Here is an 18,786-nt window from a genome sequence, read left to right as displayed (position 1 = left end):
TGGCTAATGACAGCCAAAATTCTGTAAGGGTCACAACCACGCTGACGCGCCAGCAGCACGCCTACCTGGAGCACATTGCCGAACAAAATGGCGTGAAGGTTGCATGGCTGGTACGTCGCGCTGTGGAAAACCTGATTGAACAGGCGCAAGTCCCCCTGTTTTTACTTGATATCAGAGAGGGGCGCTCGAATGCGTAGCGTGGAACTATTCACCGGCTGCGGCGGCTTGGCGCTGGGTTTGTCCCGCGCCGGTTTCCACCATGAATTGATGGTGGAATGGAACGGCGACGCGGTGGAAACCGTACTGCACAACCGCCGCCGCCGTATCAAGCATGTAAGCGAATGGCCGCTGGAAAAGGCGGACGTGCGCGAGGTAACTTGGCGTCGCTTCGGCGGCCTTGACCTAGTGGCAGGCGGCCCGCCCTGTCAACCCTTCTCAATCGGCGGCAAGCACAAGGGGCAAGGTGACAACCGCGACATGTGGCCGGAAGTGATTCGCGCCGTGCGCGAGATTCGCCCGCGCGGCTTCTTGTTCGAGAACGTGCGCGGCCTGGCCCGGCCGGCCTTCGCCAACTATCTGCGTTGGATCATTGCGCACCTCCACCATCCAGAAATCACCCGCTTGGACGGCGAGGATCACGCGCGCCATACGCGCCGCCTGGAAGCCTCGCGCCTGGCCTCTGCCTATCGCGTCATCGTCGTTCAGGTGAACGCAGCAGACTACGGGGCCGCGCAGAAGCGCCATCGCGTCATCGTCGCCGGCATTCGCTCTGACTTGGCTTGTGGCTTGGCCACGCCCACGCCCACGCACTCGCGCGAACGGCTGCTGTGGGATCAGTGGGTCAGCGGCGAGTATTGGAAGCGTCACGGCCTTCGCCAGCCGGCCGATGCGTTCATTCCCTCCACCGATGCCGCCGCAGTTCGCGCACTGCGCGCCTTGCGTGTGGTGCCTAAGGGAAAGCCCTGGGTGACAACTCGCGATGCCTTGATGGGCCTGGGCGAGCCAAACGGGAAGAGCAACCACGTCTTTCAGGACGGCGCCCGGGTCTATCCGGGTCACACTGGAAGCCCGCTCGATCAGCCCGCCAAGGCGCTGAAAGCGGGCGATCATGGCGTGCCTGGTGGCGAGAACATGATGGTTCGGGACGATGGCAGCGTGCGTTACTTCACCACGCGCGAGGCCGCCCGCTTGCAGGGCCTACCCGATACCTACCAGTTCCCGCGGTCGTGGACGGAAAGCATGCGCCAGCTCGGCAACGCCGTGCCGTCGCAGCTCGCCGAGGCTATGGGCACTTGGATGGCCGAGACACTAGCCACTGCGCCGGCCTCCGACATTGAGGCGGCTTGAATGGCGAAGGCTCCGAGACTTCGCCCCGAGCAAACGGTAATTGTCGAGGTGCGCGAGCGGCTGGCCCGTCTGCGGGAAATCTTGCCCACGCTGTCGCGGCCGGCCGCCACGAAAACGATGGCCGAGCTGCTGGCGCTGACGGGCGAGATCGAGGAAGCCCGAAGCAACCTTGATCCGATCAAGGAACCGGGTGCCTCGTTCGATCCCGCCAACCCGGACACCGCCGGCCGTCTCGTGGCGCTGGCCCTGGTCGCCCAGGACAGGGTGCCGCTGGCGCGCATCGCGCGCACCTACGGCTCTGGCGTCTATGCGATCTATTATCACGGCGATCATCCAGCCTATGCCGCCGTGTCGGGCACCGAAACGCCAATCTATGTCGGCAAGGCCGACCCCAAGAGCGCGGACGCGCGCACATCGCGCGAACAGGGGCCGCAGCTTTACAGCCGTCTGGTCGATCACCGCCGGATGATCAAGACGGTGGGCGGCTACGCTGCCGACCAGGGCCTGCCGCACTCGCTCAAGGTGGACGATTTCACCTGTCACCGCTTGGTTTGCGCCACCAATGCGCAGCTCGTCGCCGAACGGCATCTGATTCGCACCTTCCGGCCGATCTGGAACAACGAAATGGGCATCTGCTGGGGAATCAGCAAGCATGGTGACGCGGCCACCACGCGCGCGAATAAGCGTTCTCCGTGGGACGTGATGCACCCCGGCCGGAACTGGGCGATGGCTGAAAGCCTCGAAGACAAAATGTCCCCGGACGTCATCACCACGAGGATCGCGGAACACTTCGCGGCCAACCCGCCTCATCGCAGCCGGGCGCGCATCGTTCGTGGCTTCCTGAGCGACTTCGCCCAGAACGCGGCCATGACCCCATCTGAGGTCGTGGACGATGATGATGCAGTGGCGGCCACCGTCAGCGGTGAGCTTCCGCCCACGGAATAAGCACGTGTTGGGGTTCAGCCGACATACGTATAAAAATAACTCGCAGAATCCGATTTCTTTTGTGAAAACATGAAGTTGCCGGATAAAACGGCGCTTCCATCGGCTCATCCACTACCTCGTCCCTTTCGAAGTTCGGCACGCTGCAACTGTCTTTCGGCGAGTGTGCGCGGCCGGTCGGTCACCGGGTGTGTAAAGGAACGCCGCCGCCCCATGTCCCGAGGTCTTGACCATGCGTGTCATGCCAGCAGGCGATCGGCTCGTGCTCGCTCTCGTGAAGCCGGGGGCATCCGACTATTACCCACCCTGCGGATTCTGTGAGTTATTTTTCACGTATGTCGGCTGAACCCCAGGAACGGCTGAACCCCAGGAAGGTACGACGGTCCACGGCGGTTCTCCATCGCATGGCGCGCGGCGATGCGATGCCGGACACAGGGCGGCCGTGGAACGTCGCGCCGCAGTGCGGGCAGCGGCAGCGCCCGCATCGATCCAGATACCTATGTCCCGTTTGCACACTTCTGCGTTGCGGCACATCGAAACGTCAACCGTCGTAGCAGAACCGAGCACGACCACTGGCGAGCGCAAACCGGTTCCCGCAGGCTGCGCGACTCGCGGCTCGTGCCACGCCGGGTCAAAGGCGGCACGCAGCCACTGTCATGCAGTACACCAGGGACATCCGATGAACCTCTCTCTTCGCACCATCGTGGCGATCGCCGTTGCCGCCTGCGTGCCGCCGTGCACGGCCGTGGCCGCCGACTGGTACATCGCGCCCACCGGCAACGACGGCAATCCCGGCACTCGCGCCGCCCCCTTTGCCAGCGTGATGGCTGCGCAGGCCGCCGCGTCCAGTGGCGATACCGTCTACCTGCGCGGCGGCACCTATCGCCTGACCAACGCCAACATCAGCGTGGTGCGGCAGCCCTACGCCGTGGTCAACGAGATCACCAAGCCCGGCATCGCCTATGTCAACGTCGCCAACGAGCGGCCGGTGTTCGACTTCTCTGCGGTGACGCCCACCGGCCTGCGCGTGGCCGCATTCCGGGTGGCCAGCAACAACTGCGTCTTTCGCGGATTCGAGGTGGTGGGGGTGCGGATCACCATTGCAGACCGCCTGACCCAGTCCGAAGCATTCCGCGTTGACCGCGGCAACGGCAACCTGTTCGAGAATCTGGCGATCCACGACGGCCAGGCGATCGGCTGGTACCTGGTTTCCGGCAGCGACAACCGGGTACACAACGTCGATGCCTATAACAACCGCGGACTCAATGCCTTCTCCGATGGAAACATCGACGGTTTCGGCGTGCACCCGACGCTTGCCGGAAGCACCGGAAACCTTATCGAAGGCAGCCGCGCATGGTTCAACAGCGACGATGGGTTCGACCTGATCAATGCTGCTGCCGCAGTCACCCTGCAACGCAACTGGTCGTTCTACAACGGGTACGACAGCGCATTCACCCCGCTGGGCAATGGCACAGGCTTCAAGGCCGGCGGCTACGGCCGCAACGGAAGCGATTATCCCAAGCCGGTGCCGCGCCACATCGTGCGGTTCAATCTGGCAGTGGGCAATCGATCCAACGGCCTCTACGCCAATCACCACATCGGTGGGCAGGAGTGGATCAGCAATACATCGATCAAGAACGGCCGCGCCAACTACGACATGCAATCCACCTTAAGCGACAACGTCACCGACGTGCCTGGATACGACCACCATCTGGCCAATAACTTAGGATTCGGAACGCGCATCGAAATGATCAACCTGGGGTCTGCAAGTGAGAACGATATCGGCCGCAATTCGTTCAATCTTCCCCTTGTCATCAGTGCAGGCGATTTCGTCAGCCTGGACGAGCGACAGCTCATGCGTCCGCGCCAGGCCAACGGCGACCTACCCATCATCACCTTCGCCACCCTGGCACCGGGCAGCGCCTTGATCGACGCCGGCGCCGATACCGGTGAGGCCTTCAACGGACATGCGCCGGACTTGGGGGCATTCGAGGCGCGTTGATCCGGACGATGGCGCCAGCCGCCTGGCCGACGGTCAGCGCCATCGTGCCCGGCAGGATTGATGCAAAAAACAGCCAAATCTTGCCCAACCGCCTGATAATTGAGGAATTATCACTCCGGCTTCCGGCACTGCGCATGCCGTCTGGTTCGATGCGCCCATCGCCAGCGCCGCGCGACGCCTGTCCGAGCTGGCCCGCGCGCATGCTGGACCGCGACCTCCACGCCTGGCGGTTTAGCGCTGGTCTCGCGCCATTTTATGAATTGTGATCGAGGACGAAGTAACGCGTTGCCGTAAAAGCAGCACTTCTCTAACGCGGCGATTACTTCCGATTTGGTGCGCCGCAAATTTACTAAAATTTTACTTTAATTTAACTATCAAACCAGAAGAAAGACCATGAGAAAATTTAAATCGAAGTACATGCTTGGCGCCTGCATCGTTGGAAGCATCGTTAGCGCGGGTGCAGCGGCGCAGGTCGCTGCAATAAACAATACTGGCCGTGCCGAGGCTATGTCTGCATGGGAAACTACGCTCAAGCACGAGGCTCCGGCTATGGAGGGCTGCTTTAGCTCGACATTTCCGGACATGGGGTGGCAGGCGGTACGCTGTGGCGCACCGCCGAAGTTGGTCATGAAGCCACGACACGTTGCCAGCGGCAACGTTCGTACCACCACCGACAACCGTGTGCTCATCACCGGCAATGGCGATGACTACGCTGCACGCACGGGCAGGCTCACCCACTCAGCCGTCGGTTCGTTCCCGAGCGTAAGCGGCGTGACCACTGGGGTAGTCCAATACTCGCTGCAAATCAATACCGACAACGACAGCAACCCCGCCGCTTGCGCGCAGTTCGGTTTTTCTTCGTGCAGGACCTGGCAACAGTACGTCTACTCCAGCGACGCCGACGAAGACTCAAGTAATGGCTTTGACCCGGTCATCTTCATTGAAAGCTGGGTATATGCGGACAGTACCTCGGAATACGATGCGGCGGGTTGCCCGTCCGGCTGGGATGCTTACGAAGGCAACGCTTGCGTGATTAACAGCGAATCGGTGCGAGTGCCTCTGGTGCCAGTTTCGGGCATCGCTGGTGTCAAGCTGACCGGTTCTGCGACCTCGGGGGGCGTGGATACCGTGTCGTTTTCGGTGAACGGAAGGGCCTACAGAGTGAGTCAGCGCGCCTCTACGGTGGATATCAATAAGATCTGGCGCCTGACCGAATTCAACATCTTCGGCAACGGCGCCAGAACTCAGACGGTGTCGTTCAATCGCGGCTCGCACGTCACGGTAAACGTAGCCGTAAACGATGGTACGACAAATGCCCCGACTTGCCTGGGCAATGCCGGCCAGACGTTCGAGCAGAACAACCTGACGCGCGGTAGTTGCTCCGTATTTGGTGGCGCTTCGCCCGGCATTAGCTTTCCTCAAAGCAACTGACTATTTGCGTCTGGGGAGGTTTCGTCCTTCCCAGACGTTACTTGTTCGCCAACGGGGCGCGGTGGCCGCAGCTGCGCCAGGAGCTGTTCCAGCGTGCTCAGACGTACCGTGGCCCGCAAGGTGTCCGCCTCGGCATGTTCCCGGCGCTGGCGCTCTTCGATCAGATCGGTCCGCGCCGCAGCCAATTCGGCGCGCACGCCTTCCAGCGCTTGGACATCTTTGGTCCAGCGCGCCTGCAGGCCTTGGTGCTCGGCGGCCGCCAGGCGCAGCGCGTCGCGCTCGCGCTGCTGGGCGTCGGCCCGCTGGCGTGTCTGCGTCAGTTCCCGCTCCAGCCGGGTATGGCGTTCCAGCCACTGGCCGTTTTCCCGGTTGAGCTGCATCAGGTCGTGGTTCTTGGCGGTCAGCGCCTCGTTGGCCTGCCGTAGGGCAACCTGCAGTTCCTGTACCTGGTGCTCGTGCCGGCGTTGTTCCTGCTCACGCTGGTCCTTGACCGAGGTGCGGTAGTGCTCCAGGGCTTCCCTGGCGTGGTCGTGCTTCTGCTCCAGGGAGCGGGCGTGGCTTTGGTGCTCCGCCAGTCGCGCCGTGAAGCCCGCGATCCGCTCCTCCAACTGAGCCAGTTCGGTGGTGCGGCGGGCCACCTCGCCCCTGGCGGCGTCGCCCGCCTCGCGTTCTGCCTGCAGTAGAGGGTCGGCAGGGATTCGTGTAAAACACAGCCAAAAGTGAGCTAACTCCCTGTCAGCTAAGGATTTCTCACGACGCACTGCCGACCCTCATGCCGGGCTACTGCTGCACGTGCGTCACCAGGTCAACACGGAGAGCCGCAATTCGGCGTCCACCTCGCGCTACACGTTGGCGACGTGTCAGGCCCGACCTATAGCACCGCGCATGGCCTGCTGGCCGCGCTTGGGCGCGTAGCGCGCCCAAGCGCGCTGCGGTGGCGTCATGAACGTGCCGACGCTCATCCGGCTTGATCCATCGTCACCAACTCAAGGGTGGGCGACCCAAGGCATCCAGGCGCTCTGCATCTTCAAGGATCGCAGCAGTTGTGCGCGGCGAGATGGGCTGTGCGTTATCCAGTCCATAGGCCTGCCGCGCAGCATCGGCGGCTAGAGCTTGACGCGTCCGCGGTGAGTACTCTTGCAGCCGTTGACGCGTGCTCTGGGCCAGCTCGGGCGCGATGACAGGCATCGCGGAAAAGATATCGCCGGGTGCGGGGTTGGCTAGAAATGCTGTCTCCAGGTCGCGCGCATTCGCATGGAGATCAGTTTGCGGATCCTCGATCTCGGCTCTGAATGCGGTTGTCCTGGCAAGCGCGTCGATTGCATCGCGCTTGTCGAAGCGTTCAATTACGTTGGTGGATGTTCCGTACGTTTCGGCCCAGTGCGAATCCCTTAGTAGAACGGCCGGACCGTCGCCCCACGAGTCGAGGACTACAGGTGATTCTTCCGCCTCTGCCGAGCTTGGTGGCTGGTACAGCGCATAGAGGTGGGTCTGCTCATAGTCGCGTACATTCATCATCTGCCCGCCATCCTCCATGCGAACCGCATGCCGACGTGCGTTAATCGCTGCATTGTGATCACAGTTGCCTGCCCCGGCAGCCAGCGCGCTGCCCGCCAGTAAATTTTCGTCATTTTCACCGAGACAGTAAGACAGGGAGCTGTAGGTGGCGCTCCGTCCGTTGCTGAGCCGCAGATCGCTATCGACATTGCCTCGTCCACGGTGCAAGGCGAGTCGTGTCTCGTGTACCGTCTCTGTCGCGTCGGCAAGGCGTTGACGGTCGCTCGCGTCTTCGATGGGTCTGCCGCTGAGTCGCATACCAAGCTGGTAGGCCGCCTGCTGAACTTCGTGCGGCTGTAGGGTTGGCTGCCGGAAGCGATCCCGTCTCGTTCCCGAAGAGCCGAGTGCCACCAAGCCATGCAGGCTGGGTGACATGGGCGCCTCGGGGGATGAAGGCGTAGAGGGCGTGGTCTGCTCTGTGGTGTGGGTTAAATAATGCTCAGGTGAACCCGCTACGGGTGAACCCGCCACGCTCGGCTTTGAACTGCATAGCCCCATCTTGATCTCCTGCAGTGACTGTAGAAGCAAGTTTGGCGGGGAGCGCTCCGCTTCGCTTCGCCTCACCGAAGGCATGGTTGGGACGGCGAAGCATTGACGCGGGGGATTCCCGAGCCTTCGCCAAGCGGCTGATCATTTGCCTGCCGGCATTGCACCGGCTGCGATGGCGTTTTCGGGTTCGCCAACGGAGTGCGCTGGCCGCAGCTGCGCCAGGAGTTGTTCCAACGTGCTCAGGCGCACCGTGGCCCGCAGGGTGTCCGCCTCGGCGTGTTCCCGGCGCTGGCGCTCTTCGACCAGTTCGGTCCGCGCCGCCGACAGTTCGGTGCGCACGCCTTCCAGCGCGTGGACATCGTCGGTCCAGCGCACCTGCAGGGCTTGGTGCTCGGCGGCCGCCAGGCGCAGCGCGTCGCGCTCGCGTTGCTGGGCGTCGGCCCGCTGGCGTGCCTGCGCCAGTTCCCGCTCCAGCCGGGTCTGGCGTTCCAGCCACTGGCCGTTTTCCCGGTTGAGCTGCATCAGGTCGTGGTTCTTGGCGGTCAACGCTTCGTTGGCTTGGCGCAGGGCGACCTGCAGTTCCTGCACCTGGTGTTCGTGCCGACGCTGTTCCTGCTCGCGCTGGTCCTTGACCGAGGTGCGGTAGTGCTCCAGGGCTTCCCTGGCGTGTTCGTGCTTGTGTTCCAACGATTTCGCATGGGCGTCGTGCTCGGCCAATCGCGCCGTGAGGCCCGCGATCCGCTCCTCCAGCTGGGCCAGTTCGGTGGTGCGGCGGGCCACTTCGCTCCTGGCAGCGTCGCCCGCCTCGCGTTCGGCCTGCAGCGCGGTCTCGCAGCGTTGCAGCTGCGTCCTGAGCGAGCCAGCCTCCTGCCGGGCCTGCTCCAGCGCTTGGGTGCGTTCCTGCAGCTGCGCCTGGAAGCGCGCCTGGGCCTGCGCCACGACCGTGTCAGCCTCGGCGTGCAACCGCTCGGCGAGGCGGGCGATGAGGTCTTGAAGTGCGTCGCTCACGCCCATCTTCGCGCCAACGCTTTGCCCTTCCTCCTCTTCCAACTCTCTCAGATAACGGTGGATGGTGGTCTTGGACCCCGTGTTGCCCAGTGCCACCCGCACCGCGTCCACGGACGGATGCGTGCCCGTGGCGCGCAGCCGATCGCGGGCGCGTTGCACATCGCTTTTGTACAGCCCGGACCTTGCCATCCGTCACTCCACGTATTTCGTAACGTATTACATACCATGTAATCACATACTCCTCAACGCATTAAATGAACCGTCGATAGGCGTTGAGCTCACGCGGGATAATCTAAGATTATCCAGCCTAAGGCCGATTTTTCGGCTAAGCTCGCACGCGGGCCAGTACACCCCGGCCCATCTAGCGACTGGGAGGGGCCGATGATCAGCGTTGGGCAGTACCTGGAAGCCGCCACCCGACCCAACACCGAACGCGCTTACGCTGCGGCAACCCGCCATTTCGAGATCGAGTGGGGTGGTCATCTGCCGGCGACCGCAGAGCAGGTGGCGCGCTACTTGGCCGCCTACGCCGGGCAACTCGCGCTCAACACACTCAGGCACCGGCTCGCAGCACTGGCCCAGTGGCACCAGGCGCACGGTTTCGCCGACCCCACGCGGGCGCCCGTCGTACGCAAGGTGCTCAAGGGCATCCAAACGGTGCATCCGGGTCAGGAAAAGCGAGCCACGCCACTGCAGCTCACGCAGTTAGGTCAGGTCGTGGATTGGCTCGATGGCGCCGCAACTGCGGCCGGAACGCGTGACGATGCGGCCGGTCGGCTCCGGCACATGCGCGATCGCGCCTTTGTACTGCTGGGCTTTTGGCGCGGCTTCCGCGGCGACGAACTGGTTCGCCTCCAGGTTCAGGATTTGGAGTTGGTGGCCGGCGAAGGCATGACCTGCTTCCTGCCGCACAGCAAGAGCGATCGCCGGCACGCCGGCACCACCTACAAGGTCCCGGCGCTGTCGCGCTGGTGCCCGGTGGCTGCCACCATGACCTGGGTCGCGGCAGCCGCCCTCCACGAGGGGCCACTGTTTCGCGCAGTCAACCAGTGGGGGTGGATTGCCGCCGCGCCACTCCACCCCAACAGCCTGGTGCGTCTGCTACGGCGGATCTTCCGCGAGGCTGGGCTGAGCTCTCCCGACGACTACAGCGGCCACTCGCTGCGCCGCGGCTTTGCCGGCTGGGCCAACGCCAACGGCTGGGATGTCAAGGCGCTGATGGAGTACGTCGGCTGGCGCGATGTGCACTCGGCGATGCGTTACATTGATGGGGGCGATCCTTTCGCACGCCGGCGCATCGAAGCCAGTCTGCCGGAAGCGCCCGCGCTGCCAAGGCCTGCAACGACCTGAGGGGCTGGATGGCGTCGATCGAACGGACCGCATACCCGCAGTTCAAGCGCAACCCGGTCGTCCGCGAACTGGTTGCGGCCTACACGCCAACCGACGCTGAGGTGGCCTTCGTTGCCGAGTACACCCGGCAGCCTGCGCACCGCCTGACGCTGACGATCCTGCTCAAGACCTTCCAACGGCTGGGGTATTTCCCCGTGTTGGACGAAGTCCCGCCGGCGGTGATGCGCCATATCCGCAGCGCGCTGAAACTGCGCGTGCAGGTCAAGCCAGCGAATCTTGCCAACGCCTCGCGCTATCGCTACTACCGTCGGATCCGTCAATTCCTGCAGGTCCGGGCCTACAGCGACGGCGGGCTGAAGATTGCGGCACGCGCGGTATACGAAGCCGCTGCGGTGATGGATAACCCGGCGGACCTGATCAATGTAGCCATCGAACAGCTCGTGCGTGATCGCGTCGAGCTGCCGGCGTTCTCCACACTGGATCGCCTGACCCGGCGCATCCGCACGCTGGTCAACGGGCGCTATTTCGCTCAGATCGAGGCTCGACTGACCATCGATGAAAAACAGCGCCTGGAAGGCCTCCTGCAGGTCGAACAGGGGCGTCAGAAGAGCCCGCTGCACGCGATCAAGCGCCTACCCAAGCGCTCTTCGCTGCAGCATTTCCAGGAGTTGATCGACCATATCGCCGAACTGGACGAATTGGTCGGCAGCGAGGTGCACCTGGCGGGCATCCCGGAGGTCAAGCGCAAGCACTTCGCTGCCGAGGCGCGGGCATTGGATGCTTCCGAGCTGCGCAAGTTTCGGGCCGCCAAGCGCTACGCCGTACTGGTGTGCTTGATCCACCGGGCCCGGGTCCAGACGCGCGACGATCTCGCGGAGATGTTCATCAAGCGCATGGGGAACATCCACAACCGGGGCCGAGAGGAACTGGAGCGGCTGAGGGCGCGCTATCGCGAGAAGACCGAAGCGATCGTGGCGACGATGTCGGATGTGGTCCGCGTCCTCGACCATCATCGCGGCGACACCGAGGCGGGGCGTGAAATCCGCCACCTGATCAACGCCCATGGTGGCGCGCAGACGTTGCAGGCCGACTGCAACGCCATTGCGGCGCATAGTGGCGACAATCACTTGCCGCTGCTGTGGCCGTTCTATAAAAGTCACCGCTCCACCATCCTGCGGATGGTGCGTAGGCTGGACTTGGCCTCGACCACGGAGGACCGCTCGCTGATCGACGCGATCGAGCTGATCCTGACGCAGGAACGAAGCCGCAGCCATTGGTTGGACGAAGCGGTCGATCTGGCATTCACCACCCAGCTCTGGCGCAAGACCATCGTCCATCGCACCGAAGTGGGCGGCGAGGAGCGCATCCACCGGCGTCTGTTCGAGGTTTGTGTGTTCTCATCGCTGGCCAACGAACTGAAATCGGGCGACGTGGCTGTGCGCGGATCGGAAACCTACGCCGACTACCGCGAACAGTTGCTGCCGTGGGAGCAGTGCGAGCCTCTGTTGGAGGATTACTGCAAGCACGTGGGGCTGCCGGCCACGGCCGTGGGCTTCGTCAATGCCTTGCAATCGCGCCTGACGCAAGTCGCCGAGCTGACCGATCAGGGCTATCTGGAGAACGGCCAAGTGGTCATCGGCGAGGATGGCATTCCGGTACTCAAGCGCAGCAAGGCCAAGGAGATGAGCTGCGGGGCCCGTGCCCTGGAAACCGCCGTCCTCGACCGCATGCGCGAACGCAGCGTCATCGAGATCCTGTGCGATGTGGCCCACTGGACGCGCTGGCCCCGTCACTTCGGTCCTCTGTCCGGCTCGGACGCCAAGATCGAGCAACCGACCGAGCGCTACGTCCTCACCGCCTTCACCTATGGTTGCAACCTCGGACCGGCCCAGGCTGCCCGACACCTGCGTGGCGCCGTCTCGGCGCACATGCTGTCGTTCGTCAACCGCCGGCATGTGGATGCCAACAAACTGGCGGCGGCCTGTCGGGACATCATCAACAGCTACGCCGGCCTGCAGCTCCCCAAATGCTGGGGCGATGGCAAGAGCGCAGCCGCCGACGGCACCAAGTACGACCTCTACGACCAGAATCTGCTCGCTTCGTACCACATCCGCTATGGCGGCTACGGCGGCATCGCCTATCACCACGTGTCCGATACGTACGTCGCGCTGTTCAGCCACTTCATTCCGTGCGGTGTCTGGGAGGCGGTCTACATCATCGATGGCCTGCTGAAGAACACCTCCGACATCCAGCCTGACACCGTCCACGCCGACACGCAGGGGCAGTCGCTGCCGGTGTTCGGCCTTTCGCATCTGCTGGGCATCCAGCTGATGCCGCGCATCCGCAACTGGCGCGAATACAAGTTCTTCCGCCCCGATGAGGACATTCGTTACGAATACATCGATGCACTGTTCCGGGATACTGTCGACTGGGATCTGATCGAGACCCACTGGAAGGACCTGATGCAGGTCGTGCTCTCGATCAAGACCGGCAAGATCGCGGCCTCGACGCTGATGCGCAAGCTGGGCAACTACAGCCGCAAGAACCGGCTGTACCAGTCCTTCAAGGCGCTCGGTTCGGCCGTGCGCACCTTGTTCCTGCTGCAGTACATCTCCAACCGCGAGTTGCGCGAACAGATCACCGCCTCCACCAACAAGGTGGAGGCCTACAACGGCTTCGCAAAGTATTTCTTCTTCGGCGGGGAAGGAGTGATTGCCGACAATGACCCCGTTGAGCAGGAGAAGGCCGTCCAATACAACGACCTGGTCTCCAATGCCGTCATCTTCTACAACGTGGTCGAACAGACCCGAATCATGACGTCTCTGATGCGGCAGGGGTGGAAGATCACGCGGGAGGACGTGGCGTTCCTCAGCCCGTACGTGACCAGCCATGTAAAGCGCTTCGGGGATTACCTGATTGATGTGGAGGCGGTCCCGGAACCGTATGAGACTGAACTGGCATTGGCAGGGTAGTTTTGGTGCGCCAAAATATCCGCTAACTCACTGATGCAATGGATGAAATCCGATCTTGTGAGCTATTTTTACACGTATGTCGGCTGAACCCCTATAAGTTTCCCGCTACGGGTTAGGTGTGCAATATGTATGCACAGCCATCCTACCTAGTTGCATGTTTGCATGCAAGCATGCAACTAGGGTGCGAATCACGCTTTTGCTTTCGGCTTCTTCGCCGCCTTGGTGGTCGTCTTCTTGGCGGGAGATGCCTTGGGTTTCTTGGGCGCGTGTAGGTCCAGGAATGCGCCCAGCGCGGCACGTGCGTCCCGCTGCTCGTCGGTCAAGGTCACGCCCTTATCGGCGGCCAGCTTCTCCGCGTAAGCCAGCTGCTTAGCGCTGGGGGGCAGGTTGCCGTAGGCAGCACTGTGCGCATCTAGGAACGCCTGCACGGCCACGTGGGAGCTGACCGCATTGGCTGGCAGCGGGACGCCCAGCTCCATTGCAATGAGCTGGGCATAGCGCAACTGGCCTTCGCTGGGCACACGGTTAGCAGCGGCTTTGGTCGCATCGCTCCGCACCGCTTCGATGATGCGGGTGACGTTGGCTGCGACCTTGGAAACGAACTCGTCGCGCGCCTCGACTGGCACCGAGCCACGGCGCAGCTCGTCCAGCTTTTCTTCCCACAGCGCGGTGGTCGCCGCGTCTGTGATCGGGGCAGGCAGCATGGCGATCAGCTCACGCGCCAACGCGGTGCTGACGATGAATTTTCCCTTGGACTCCAAGTAACCTCGCTCGCGCAGGTTCTTGATGATGGTTCCCCGGGTGGCTTCGGTGCCGATGCCGGCGTTTTCCTTGAGGCGCTTGCGCACTTCGGGGTTGGTGGCGAACTTGCCGACATCGAGCATGTCGGCGATCAGGTCGCCTTCGGTGTAGCGCTTGGGTGGGCGCGTCTTCTTGGGCCGCAGTGCGGCCGCAGTGACTGTGCTGTGCGTGCCGTCCTTGATGTCCGGCAGCACGGGCGCTGTCGTGTCCTCCTCGTCCTCGCTGTCCGGGTCCGCGCCAAACACGGACTTCCACCCTTGATCGACCGGGATACGAGCGCTGGCGGTGAATGCCACGCCGCCAGCTTCCAGCGTCAGGCGCGTTTCGTTGAACGTGTAGTCCGGCAGCAGCGCAGCAAGGTAGTGCTGCGCGATCAGCAGATAGGCGGTCTGCTCGTCATCGCTGAGCGTGCGCCCGGCGAGCGGCGCGCCCGTGGGGACGATGGCGTGGTGTTCTGCATGGTCTTTCGCCATCTTGGCACTGTTGAACACGCTTGGCCGGATGGTGGGTTTGTTGACGGTCAATGCCGCCACGTGGCGCGCCAGGCCGGGCACCTGCGCAAGGGTTTCCAGCACACGGGGGATCTCTGCTTCCTGTTCGTTTGGCAACAGTGCGCACGGGGTGCGCGGGTAGCTGGTCAGCTCCTTGTCGTACAGGCTCTGCGCAATTTCCAAGGTCTTATCGGCACTCCACCCGAACCGACGCGACGCCAGCTGCTGAAAGCGGGAAAGCGTCATCAGTGAGGGCGGTTTCTGCGCTTTGGTGTCGTTCGTGACAGCGAGCGGGCCGCTGGCTCCGGTGGCAGCCGCAACGATGGCTTCGGCGTCGGCGCGGGCGAAGATCCGGCCCTCATCCGTTGGCGCATGCGTCAGCACCACATTGGCGCCGGTCGCTGTTTGAGCGGTGATTTCGATGTCGTAGTAGGTTGCCTCGCGGAACGCCTCGATGGCCGCATCGCGGCGCACGACCAGGGCGAGGGTGGGGGACATCACCCGTCCTACATGGCGCGGCCCTTTGCCACCAGCGGCGCGGGATCGCAGCGTGTAGGCGCGGCTTAGATTCATGCCCATCAGCCAGTCGGCGCGCGAGCGGGCTTGACTGGCCCAATACAGCGGTTCGCTGCTTTCACCTGGTCGCAGACTGGCGATGGCCTTGGTGAGGCTTGCCGCATCAAGCGCGGAGTACCACAGCCGGCGCACCGCCCCGCGATAGCCTGCATGGTCCAGCAGCTCACGGGCGATCGCTTCGCCTTCGGCTCCGCAGTCAGTGGCGATGATGATTTCCGTCGCCTTGGGAATATTGGCCAGCAGCACGGCCAGCTCGCGTTCCTTGTCGGGGGTGGGTTGGTGCTTCCACACGCTTGGGATCATGGGCAGCACATCGAAATTCCAGGCTTCCCATGCCTTGTCATAGCCTGGCGGTGCGACTTGTTCCAGGAGGTGGCCACGTGCCCACGTGACACGGCCATCGTCGGTGTCGATATAGCCCTGACCAGGTTTCGGGTTGCCCAGCAACGGCGCGATGTTCTTGGCCTGGTCGCGCTTTTCGCAGATCCATAGGCGCATGGTCAGCCCTCCGAGTCGTTGGCGGCGGTGTTCGGGTCGGCCGGCGGGTCGGTGGGCAGCAGCAGCCAGAATGTCGCCAGCGAGACAAACCCGATGGCGACGGCGGCGGCCGGAATCGACAGCCAGAAAAATACGATGGCAGCCAGCATGCCAACGATCACAATGCTGGCGCGGGCTGGGCGTGACCACTGCGACATGGCGTAGAGCATTTCGCCGATGCGGTATCCCAGGCTCTTTTCGGGTGCGTTCATGCGCTAACTCCGGCGGTTGTCCGATGCGGCCACGCGAGGTGGGCCGCACAGACTGAGTGCGTCACGGTGTGGTCATGCAGCTGGCTTGTTCTGCTCGGCAAGGTACTTGTTGAAGTCACGGTTGCCATCGAGCGCATGCTCGATCAGGGCAACGGCGGCATCGTTCCAGTCAGGTTTTGCGCCCACGGTCTCGGCGTAGAAATCGCAGAAGGCCTCAACACGTTTGATGAGGTTGGGATCGAACTGCAAGCGCTTGGTGACGCGCTCAGTCTTGACGGGGATCTTCGGCAGTGCGGATGGTTTGCGGGCCATGTTGTTGTTCCTAGAGCGGGTAGCGATTGGCTACAGCGGTGGTGATAACGACGCTGATCGTGACGCCCAGCTTCTTGGCGTACTTGTTGACAGCGTTGTGCAAGGGCACGGACAGGTGGAACCGTAGGCGTTCGCGGTCGAGCTTGCGGTAGATGCCGCCGGGAACCAGGGTGGTGGGTTGAAGCAGAAATTCTTCCATGAGGTTTTGCATAAACATGCGTCGGCTTAATCCGGCGCGCTGTGCATCGCGGTCAATCGCTTTCATCTGCTTAGGGGCCACGTTCGCGACAACTTGTCGCCGTGCGGCTTTTGCAGGCATAGCTTTTGGCTCCGTTGGGTGGTTGGTAAAGCCATCGGAGTTTACTGATATTGCACACGTTAGATCACGCTCACGGGCCATAAGGCGACAGCGCCAAGTCTTTGTTGACCATCACTGCAACCCGCTGGCCGGGCCTGATTTCCAGGGTGGGCTGCACGTTGATGCTGCGCTGGAGCAGCTGGGCGCCGGCTTGGTTGATCTGTTGCGCCGCGCCCTGGGATGCAGCCTGACCAGCGTCACGCTGGAAAGCGGAAAAGCTGTCACCTTCTGCCGTTGCCACGGCGGCGGCGACCGTACTCGACAGCAGCACGCTCGACAGCACCTTGCCCCAATGGTTGTTCACCTTATCGCTCACGCCGGCATAGCCGGACAGGTCAACACCGGCCATGCCCTCAAGGTCAAGGCTGGAGCCGTTCGGGAAACGCAGGCGCTGCCAGACCAGCAGCACGCGGTTCTGCCCGAAGGTCACCCGCGAGTCGTAAGCACCGATCAGCACCGAGCCTTGGGGAATGATCACGTGGCGGCCGGTCGGGGTGTCGTAGACCGGCTGCGACACCTGGGCGGTGATCTGGCCGGGCAGGTCGCTGTTGATCCCGGTCAGGAAGAGGGCAGGGATCAGCGTGCCGGCACTCACGACGGTGGGTGTGGCCGGCAAGGTCAGGCGCGATTGCAGCGTGCCGGTATCGCGTTTCTCGTCCATGAACTGCCGCTTGTCGTCCTGGCGGTTGGCATCGTCGCGGGCGGTCTTGTCCAGCCCACCAGCTGCGGCAGCAGCAGCGGCTGCTTGGGCAAGCAGTTGCTGCTGTTGCAACGCCTCGGGGGAGGTCGGCGGCATCCCGCCAAATCCAGCTTGCCCGCCGAACTGGCCCGGGTTGCCCGCTCCACCAGCTCCGCCGCTCTGTTGGAAGCTGGTTTTTGCGTAGCGGGCGTTGGCGGCCTGTTGTAGGCGCTGTAGATCCTGCTGGGCGGCAAATTGCTGGGCTGCTGTCTGCGCTTGCCCGCTGCCGTAGGCTCGCGTGCTGGCCTGCTGTTGGGCCGCGTACTGCAATTGACCCGTTTCCCCTGGCATGGGTGGCCCCAACTTGGGCACGCGCTCTGCACGCTGCTGAGCGGCCGTGGCGTAGTCGCTGGGCAACGCATTGAAGGCCTCAGGCTTGTTGGACATGTTGGCCGTCGTCGCTTGCTCCTTGGGCTTGTTCTGTTTTGGCTTCTGCATGAAGGCCTGGACGAAAGCGAATGCGATCAACACAAACGCGATGCCGGCGATGATGCCGACCTTCGTTTTGTCCAGGGTCTTGATCTTCGGCTTTGGCGTTGCCAGCGGGATAGGTGCGTCCTGCGGCGGCTGATAGCCTTGGCTGGCCGATTCGCCAGTGACCGGATCGCGTTCGTCGTCAGCCGGGGTTCCGTTCGTGGTCTGCATGCGGCACCTCTGTGATTAGCGACGGCGGATCGTGATGGTTTGCTTCGCACCGACGCGCAGCTCGGCGCGATCAAACACGCGGTCCACGATGTAGGTCGGTCCGCTGGTACCGTTCGCCACGCCCTTGACGCGGTAGTTCACCAGTAGCGGTTCGCCCTTCTCGATCAGGAACAACGCCGGGGCATCGGTCGCGTTGAGCGTGGCTGGCATGCGGATATAGGTCTGCGCGCCATCATCGAAGACCTGCATGGGCTTCCAGGCGTATCGCCCGCCCTTGATGTCGTAGTTGAAGTGCAGCGCGTCTGGGGCCACCGCCACCGGCTCGACGGCTTTGCGCTTGGCTGCCACGGCTTGCTGTGCCTTCCAGGTGTCCATCGGGTACTGCCAGGACACGCTAGGCATGCTCCAATCGGTCACGCTACGCGCGGTGACCAGGTAGGTGCGACGATTGGTGGCAATGAACAGGTCGTTGGTCAGACCTGGCTCCACGGCTTTCAGCACCAGGTGCACTTGCTCACCGGCATCGGTGCCGCTGGTGACCTGGCTAATCAGCCAGCGCACCGTATCCGACCCGTTGACCTCGCCGGTCAGCTGCTCGCCGGGCTGGAAGTCGATCACGGTCTGACGGCCGGCGCCGACATAGATCGTGTAGAGCGCACCAGGCCTATAGGTGAAGACCGTCTGTCCGCCGATGTTGGCGGTGCTGCTGCTCGTTGGCGCTTGACGTGCTTGGCCGACGTATTCGGCGACCTGGGCGCGTTGCTTGCTGTCGAAGTCGGACCGCGCTTTGGCAACACGCGGGGAGACTCGCTCAGGCGTTACTGGCGGCGGCACGTATGCCTGCGCGGGTGCGGGTGGGTTGTTCGCCAACGGCGCTGCGTTGGCAGCTGCGGTGCTGTTGTCGTTGAGCGCGCTGGTGATCGCCGGCACTTGTGGCGTGCTCTGCGCATTGGCAATGCCGGCAGACAACAGCAGCAGGGGCAGAAGAGAGGTCTTCATGGTTTGCATAGTGTTTGC

General features: G+C 63.1%; 14 protein-coding genes and 2 pseudogenes. 7 read left to right on the top strand and 9 right to left on the bottom strand.

Annotation, left to right across the window (positions count from 1 at the left end; translation table 11 throughout):
* The 5 genes from HLH45_RS21480 to HLH45_RS21460 all read left to right on the top strand — a co-directional run.
* A partial coding sequence (locus HLH45_RS21480) for a ribbon-helix-helix domain-containing protein (RefSeq protein WP_171309893.1) occupies positions 1-197 on the top strand: 197 nt, incomplete at its 5' end.
* Position 198: 1 nt separating this feature from the next.
* Entirely contained in the window at positions 199-1,347 is a 1,149-nt protein-coding gene (locus tag HLH45_RS21475) for a DNA cytosine methyltransferase (protein ID WP_253909673.1), read from the top strand.
* On the top strand, positions 1,348-2,292 hold the full coding sequence (locus HLH45_RS21470; RefSeq protein ID WP_223670422.1) for an Eco29kI family restriction endonuclease: 945 nt from the start codon (positions 1,348-1,350) through the stop codon (positions 2,290-2,292). It begins immediately after the preceding gene.
* 676 nt (positions 2,293-2,968) lie between these two features.
* On the top strand, positions 2,969-4,291 hold the full coding sequence (locus HLH45_RS21465) for a right-handed parallel beta-helix repeat-containing protein (protein WP_017160583.1): 1,323 nt from the start codon (positions 2,969-2,971) through the stop codon (positions 4,289-4,291).
* Positions 4,292-4,684: 393 nt separating this feature from the next.
* Positions 4,685-5,722 carry a hypothetical protein gene (locus HLH45_RS21460; RefSeq protein ID WP_017160582.1) on the top strand — a complete coding sequence of 346 codons (1,038 nt, stop codon included), beginning with the start codon at positions 4,685-4,687 and terminating at the stop codon, positions 5,720-5,722.
* Here HLH45_RS21460 and HLH45_RS21455 read toward each other — a convergent pair.
* The 3 genes and pseudogenes from HLH45_RS21455 to HLH45_RS21445 form a co-directional block, all read right to left on the bottom strand.
* Positions 5,710-6,405: pseudogene (locus HLH45_RS21455) on the bottom strand (DNA-binding protein); the annotation flags it as partial. The gene HLH45_RS21460 and the pseudogene HLH45_RS21455 overlap by 13 nt on opposite strands.
* A gap of 295 nt (positions 6,406-6,700) precedes the next feature.
* Entirely contained in the window at positions 6,701-7,777 is a 1,077-nt protein-coding gene (gene xopE / locus HLH45_RS21450; RefSeq protein WP_033482209.1) for a XopE/AvrPphe family type III secretion system effector, read from the bottom strand.
* A gap of 132 nt (positions 7,778-7,909) precedes the next feature.
* The gene (locus HLH45_RS21445; protein WP_046932237.1) at positions 7,910-8,965 is read right to left on the bottom strand and encodes a DNA-binding protein; all 1,056 of its coding nucleotides are present in this window, start codon (positions 8,963-8,965) and stop codon (positions 7,910-7,912) included.
* A 192-nt stretch (positions 8,966-9,157) separates the two neighbouring features.
* On the opposite strand from HLH45_RS21445, the pseudogene HLH45_RS21440 reads away from it, so the two are divergent.
* Positions 9,158-10,114 (top strand): annotated as a pseudogene (locus HLH45_RS21440) (site-specific integrase); the annotation flags it as partial.
* A gap of 20 nt (positions 10,115-10,134) precedes the next feature.
* Positions 10,135-13,098 (top strand): Tn3 family transposase, encoded by a 2,964-nt coding sequence (locus HLH45_RS21435; RefSeq protein ID WP_046932235.1) that lies wholly within the window; start codon positions 10,135-10,137, stop codon positions 13,096-13,098.
* Between the two features lie 188 nt (positions 13,099-13,286).
* Here HLH45_RS21435 and topB read toward each other — a convergent pair whose 3' ends face one another.
* From topB to trbG, 6 genes are all read right to left on the bottom strand, one after another.
* Positions 13,287-15,464, bottom strand: a complete 2,178-nt coding sequence (topB, locus tag HLH45_RS21430) for a DNA topoisomerase III (protein ID WP_081397853.1) — start codon at positions 15,462-15,464, stop codon at positions 13,287-13,289.
* Between the two features lie 2 nt (positions 15,465-15,466).
* Positions 15,467-15,715, bottom strand: coding sequence for a hypothetical protein (locus HLH45_RS21425; protein WP_003490067.1), 249 nt, complete (start codon positions 15,713-15,715; stop codon positions 15,467-15,469).
* A gap of 72 nt (positions 15,716-15,787) precedes the next feature.
* Positions 15,788-16,027 (bottom strand): hypothetical protein, encoded by a 240-nt coding sequence (locus HLH45_RS21420; RefSeq protein WP_008575015.1) that lies wholly within the window; start codon positions 16,025-16,027, stop codon positions 15,788-15,790.
* 10 nt (positions 16,028-16,037) lie between these two features.
* Positions 16,038-16,346 (bottom strand): hypothetical protein, encoded by a 309-nt coding sequence (locus tag HLH45_RS21415; RefSeq protein ID WP_008575014.1) that lies wholly within the window; start codon positions 16,344-16,346, stop codon positions 16,038-16,040.
* A 70-nt stretch (positions 16,347-16,416) separates the two neighbouring features.
* Positions 16,417-17,769: a TraB/TrbI/VirB10 family type IV secretion system protein gene (locus HLH45_RS21410; RefSeq protein ID WP_033837182.1), complete on the bottom strand. Its 1,353-nt coding sequence runs from the start codon at positions 17,767-17,769 to the stop codon at positions 16,417-16,419.
* A 15-nt stretch (positions 17,770-17,784) separates the two neighbouring features.
* Positions 17,785-18,777, bottom strand: coding sequence for a P-type conjugative transfer protein TrbG (gene trbG, locus HLH45_RS21405; protein WP_008577462.1), 993 nt, complete (start codon positions 18,775-18,777; stop codon positions 17,785-17,787).
* Positions 18,778-18,786: the final 9 nt, after the last annotated feature.

It is taken from the genome of Xanthomonas euvesicatoria (assembly GCF_013112235.1).
In the GTDB taxonomy this organism is placed as follows: Bacteria; Pseudomonadota; Gammaproteobacteria; order Xanthomonadales; family Xanthomonadaceae; genus Xanthomonas; species Xanthomonas euvesicatoria.
The sequence above is the reverse complement of the archived record's forward strand: the minus strand, read 5'-3'. Positions and strand labels throughout refer to the sequence as shown.

What these genes read in the sequence shown, in the direction of transcription:
- HLH45_RS21465 (WP_017160583.1), top strand. Translation starts at nt 2,969, where the DNA reads ATGAACCTCTCTCTTCGCACCATCGTGGCGATCGCCGTTGCCGCCTGC.
- HLH45_RS21420 (WP_008575015.1), bottom strand. Translation starts at nt 16,027, where the DNA reads ATGGCCCGCAAACCATCCGCACTGCCGAAGATCCCCGTCAAGACTGAG.
- HLH45_RS21435 (WP_046932235.1), top strand. Translation starts at nt 10,135, where the DNA reads ATGGCGTCGATCGAACGGACCGCATACCCGCAGTTCAAGCGCAACCCG.
- xopE (WP_033482209.1), bottom strand. Translation starts at nt 7,777, where the DNA reads ATGGGGCTATGCAGTTCAAAGCCGAGCGTGGCGGGTTCACCCGTAGCG.
- HLH45_RS21470 (WP_223670422.1), top strand. Translation starts at nt 1,348, where the DNA reads ATGGCGAAGGCTCCGAGACTTCGCCCCGAGCAAACGGTAATTGTCGAG.
- HLH45_RS21445 (WP_046932237.1), bottom strand. Translation starts at nt 8,965, where the DNA reads ATGGCAAGGTCCGGGCTGTACAAAAGCGATGTGCAACGCGCCCGCGAT.
- HLH45_RS21415 (WP_008575014.1), bottom strand. Translation starts at nt 16,346, where the DNA reads ATGCCTGCAAAAGCCGCACGGCGACAAGTTGTCGCGAACGTGGCCCCT.
- HLH45_RS21425 (WP_003490067.1), bottom strand. Translation starts at nt 15,715, where the DNA reads ATGAACGCACCCGAAAAGAGCCTGGGATACCGCATCGGCGAAATGCTC.
- topB (WP_081397853.1), bottom strand. Translation starts at nt 15,464, where the DNA reads ATGCGCCTATGGATCTGCGAAAAGCGCGACCAGGCCAAGAACATCGCG.
- HLH45_RS21460 (WP_017160582.1), top strand. Translation starts at nt 4,685, where the DNA reads ATGAGAAAATTTAAATCGAAGTACATGCTTGGCGCCTGCATCGTTGGA.
- HLH45_RS21410 (WP_033837182.1), bottom strand. Translation starts at nt 17,769, where the DNA reads ATGCAGACCACGAACGGAACCCCGGCTGACGACGAACGCGATCCGGTC.
- trbG (WP_008577462.1), bottom strand. Translation starts at nt 18,777, where the DNA reads ATGCAAACCATGAAGACCTCTCTTCTGCCCCTGCTGCTGTTGTCTGCC.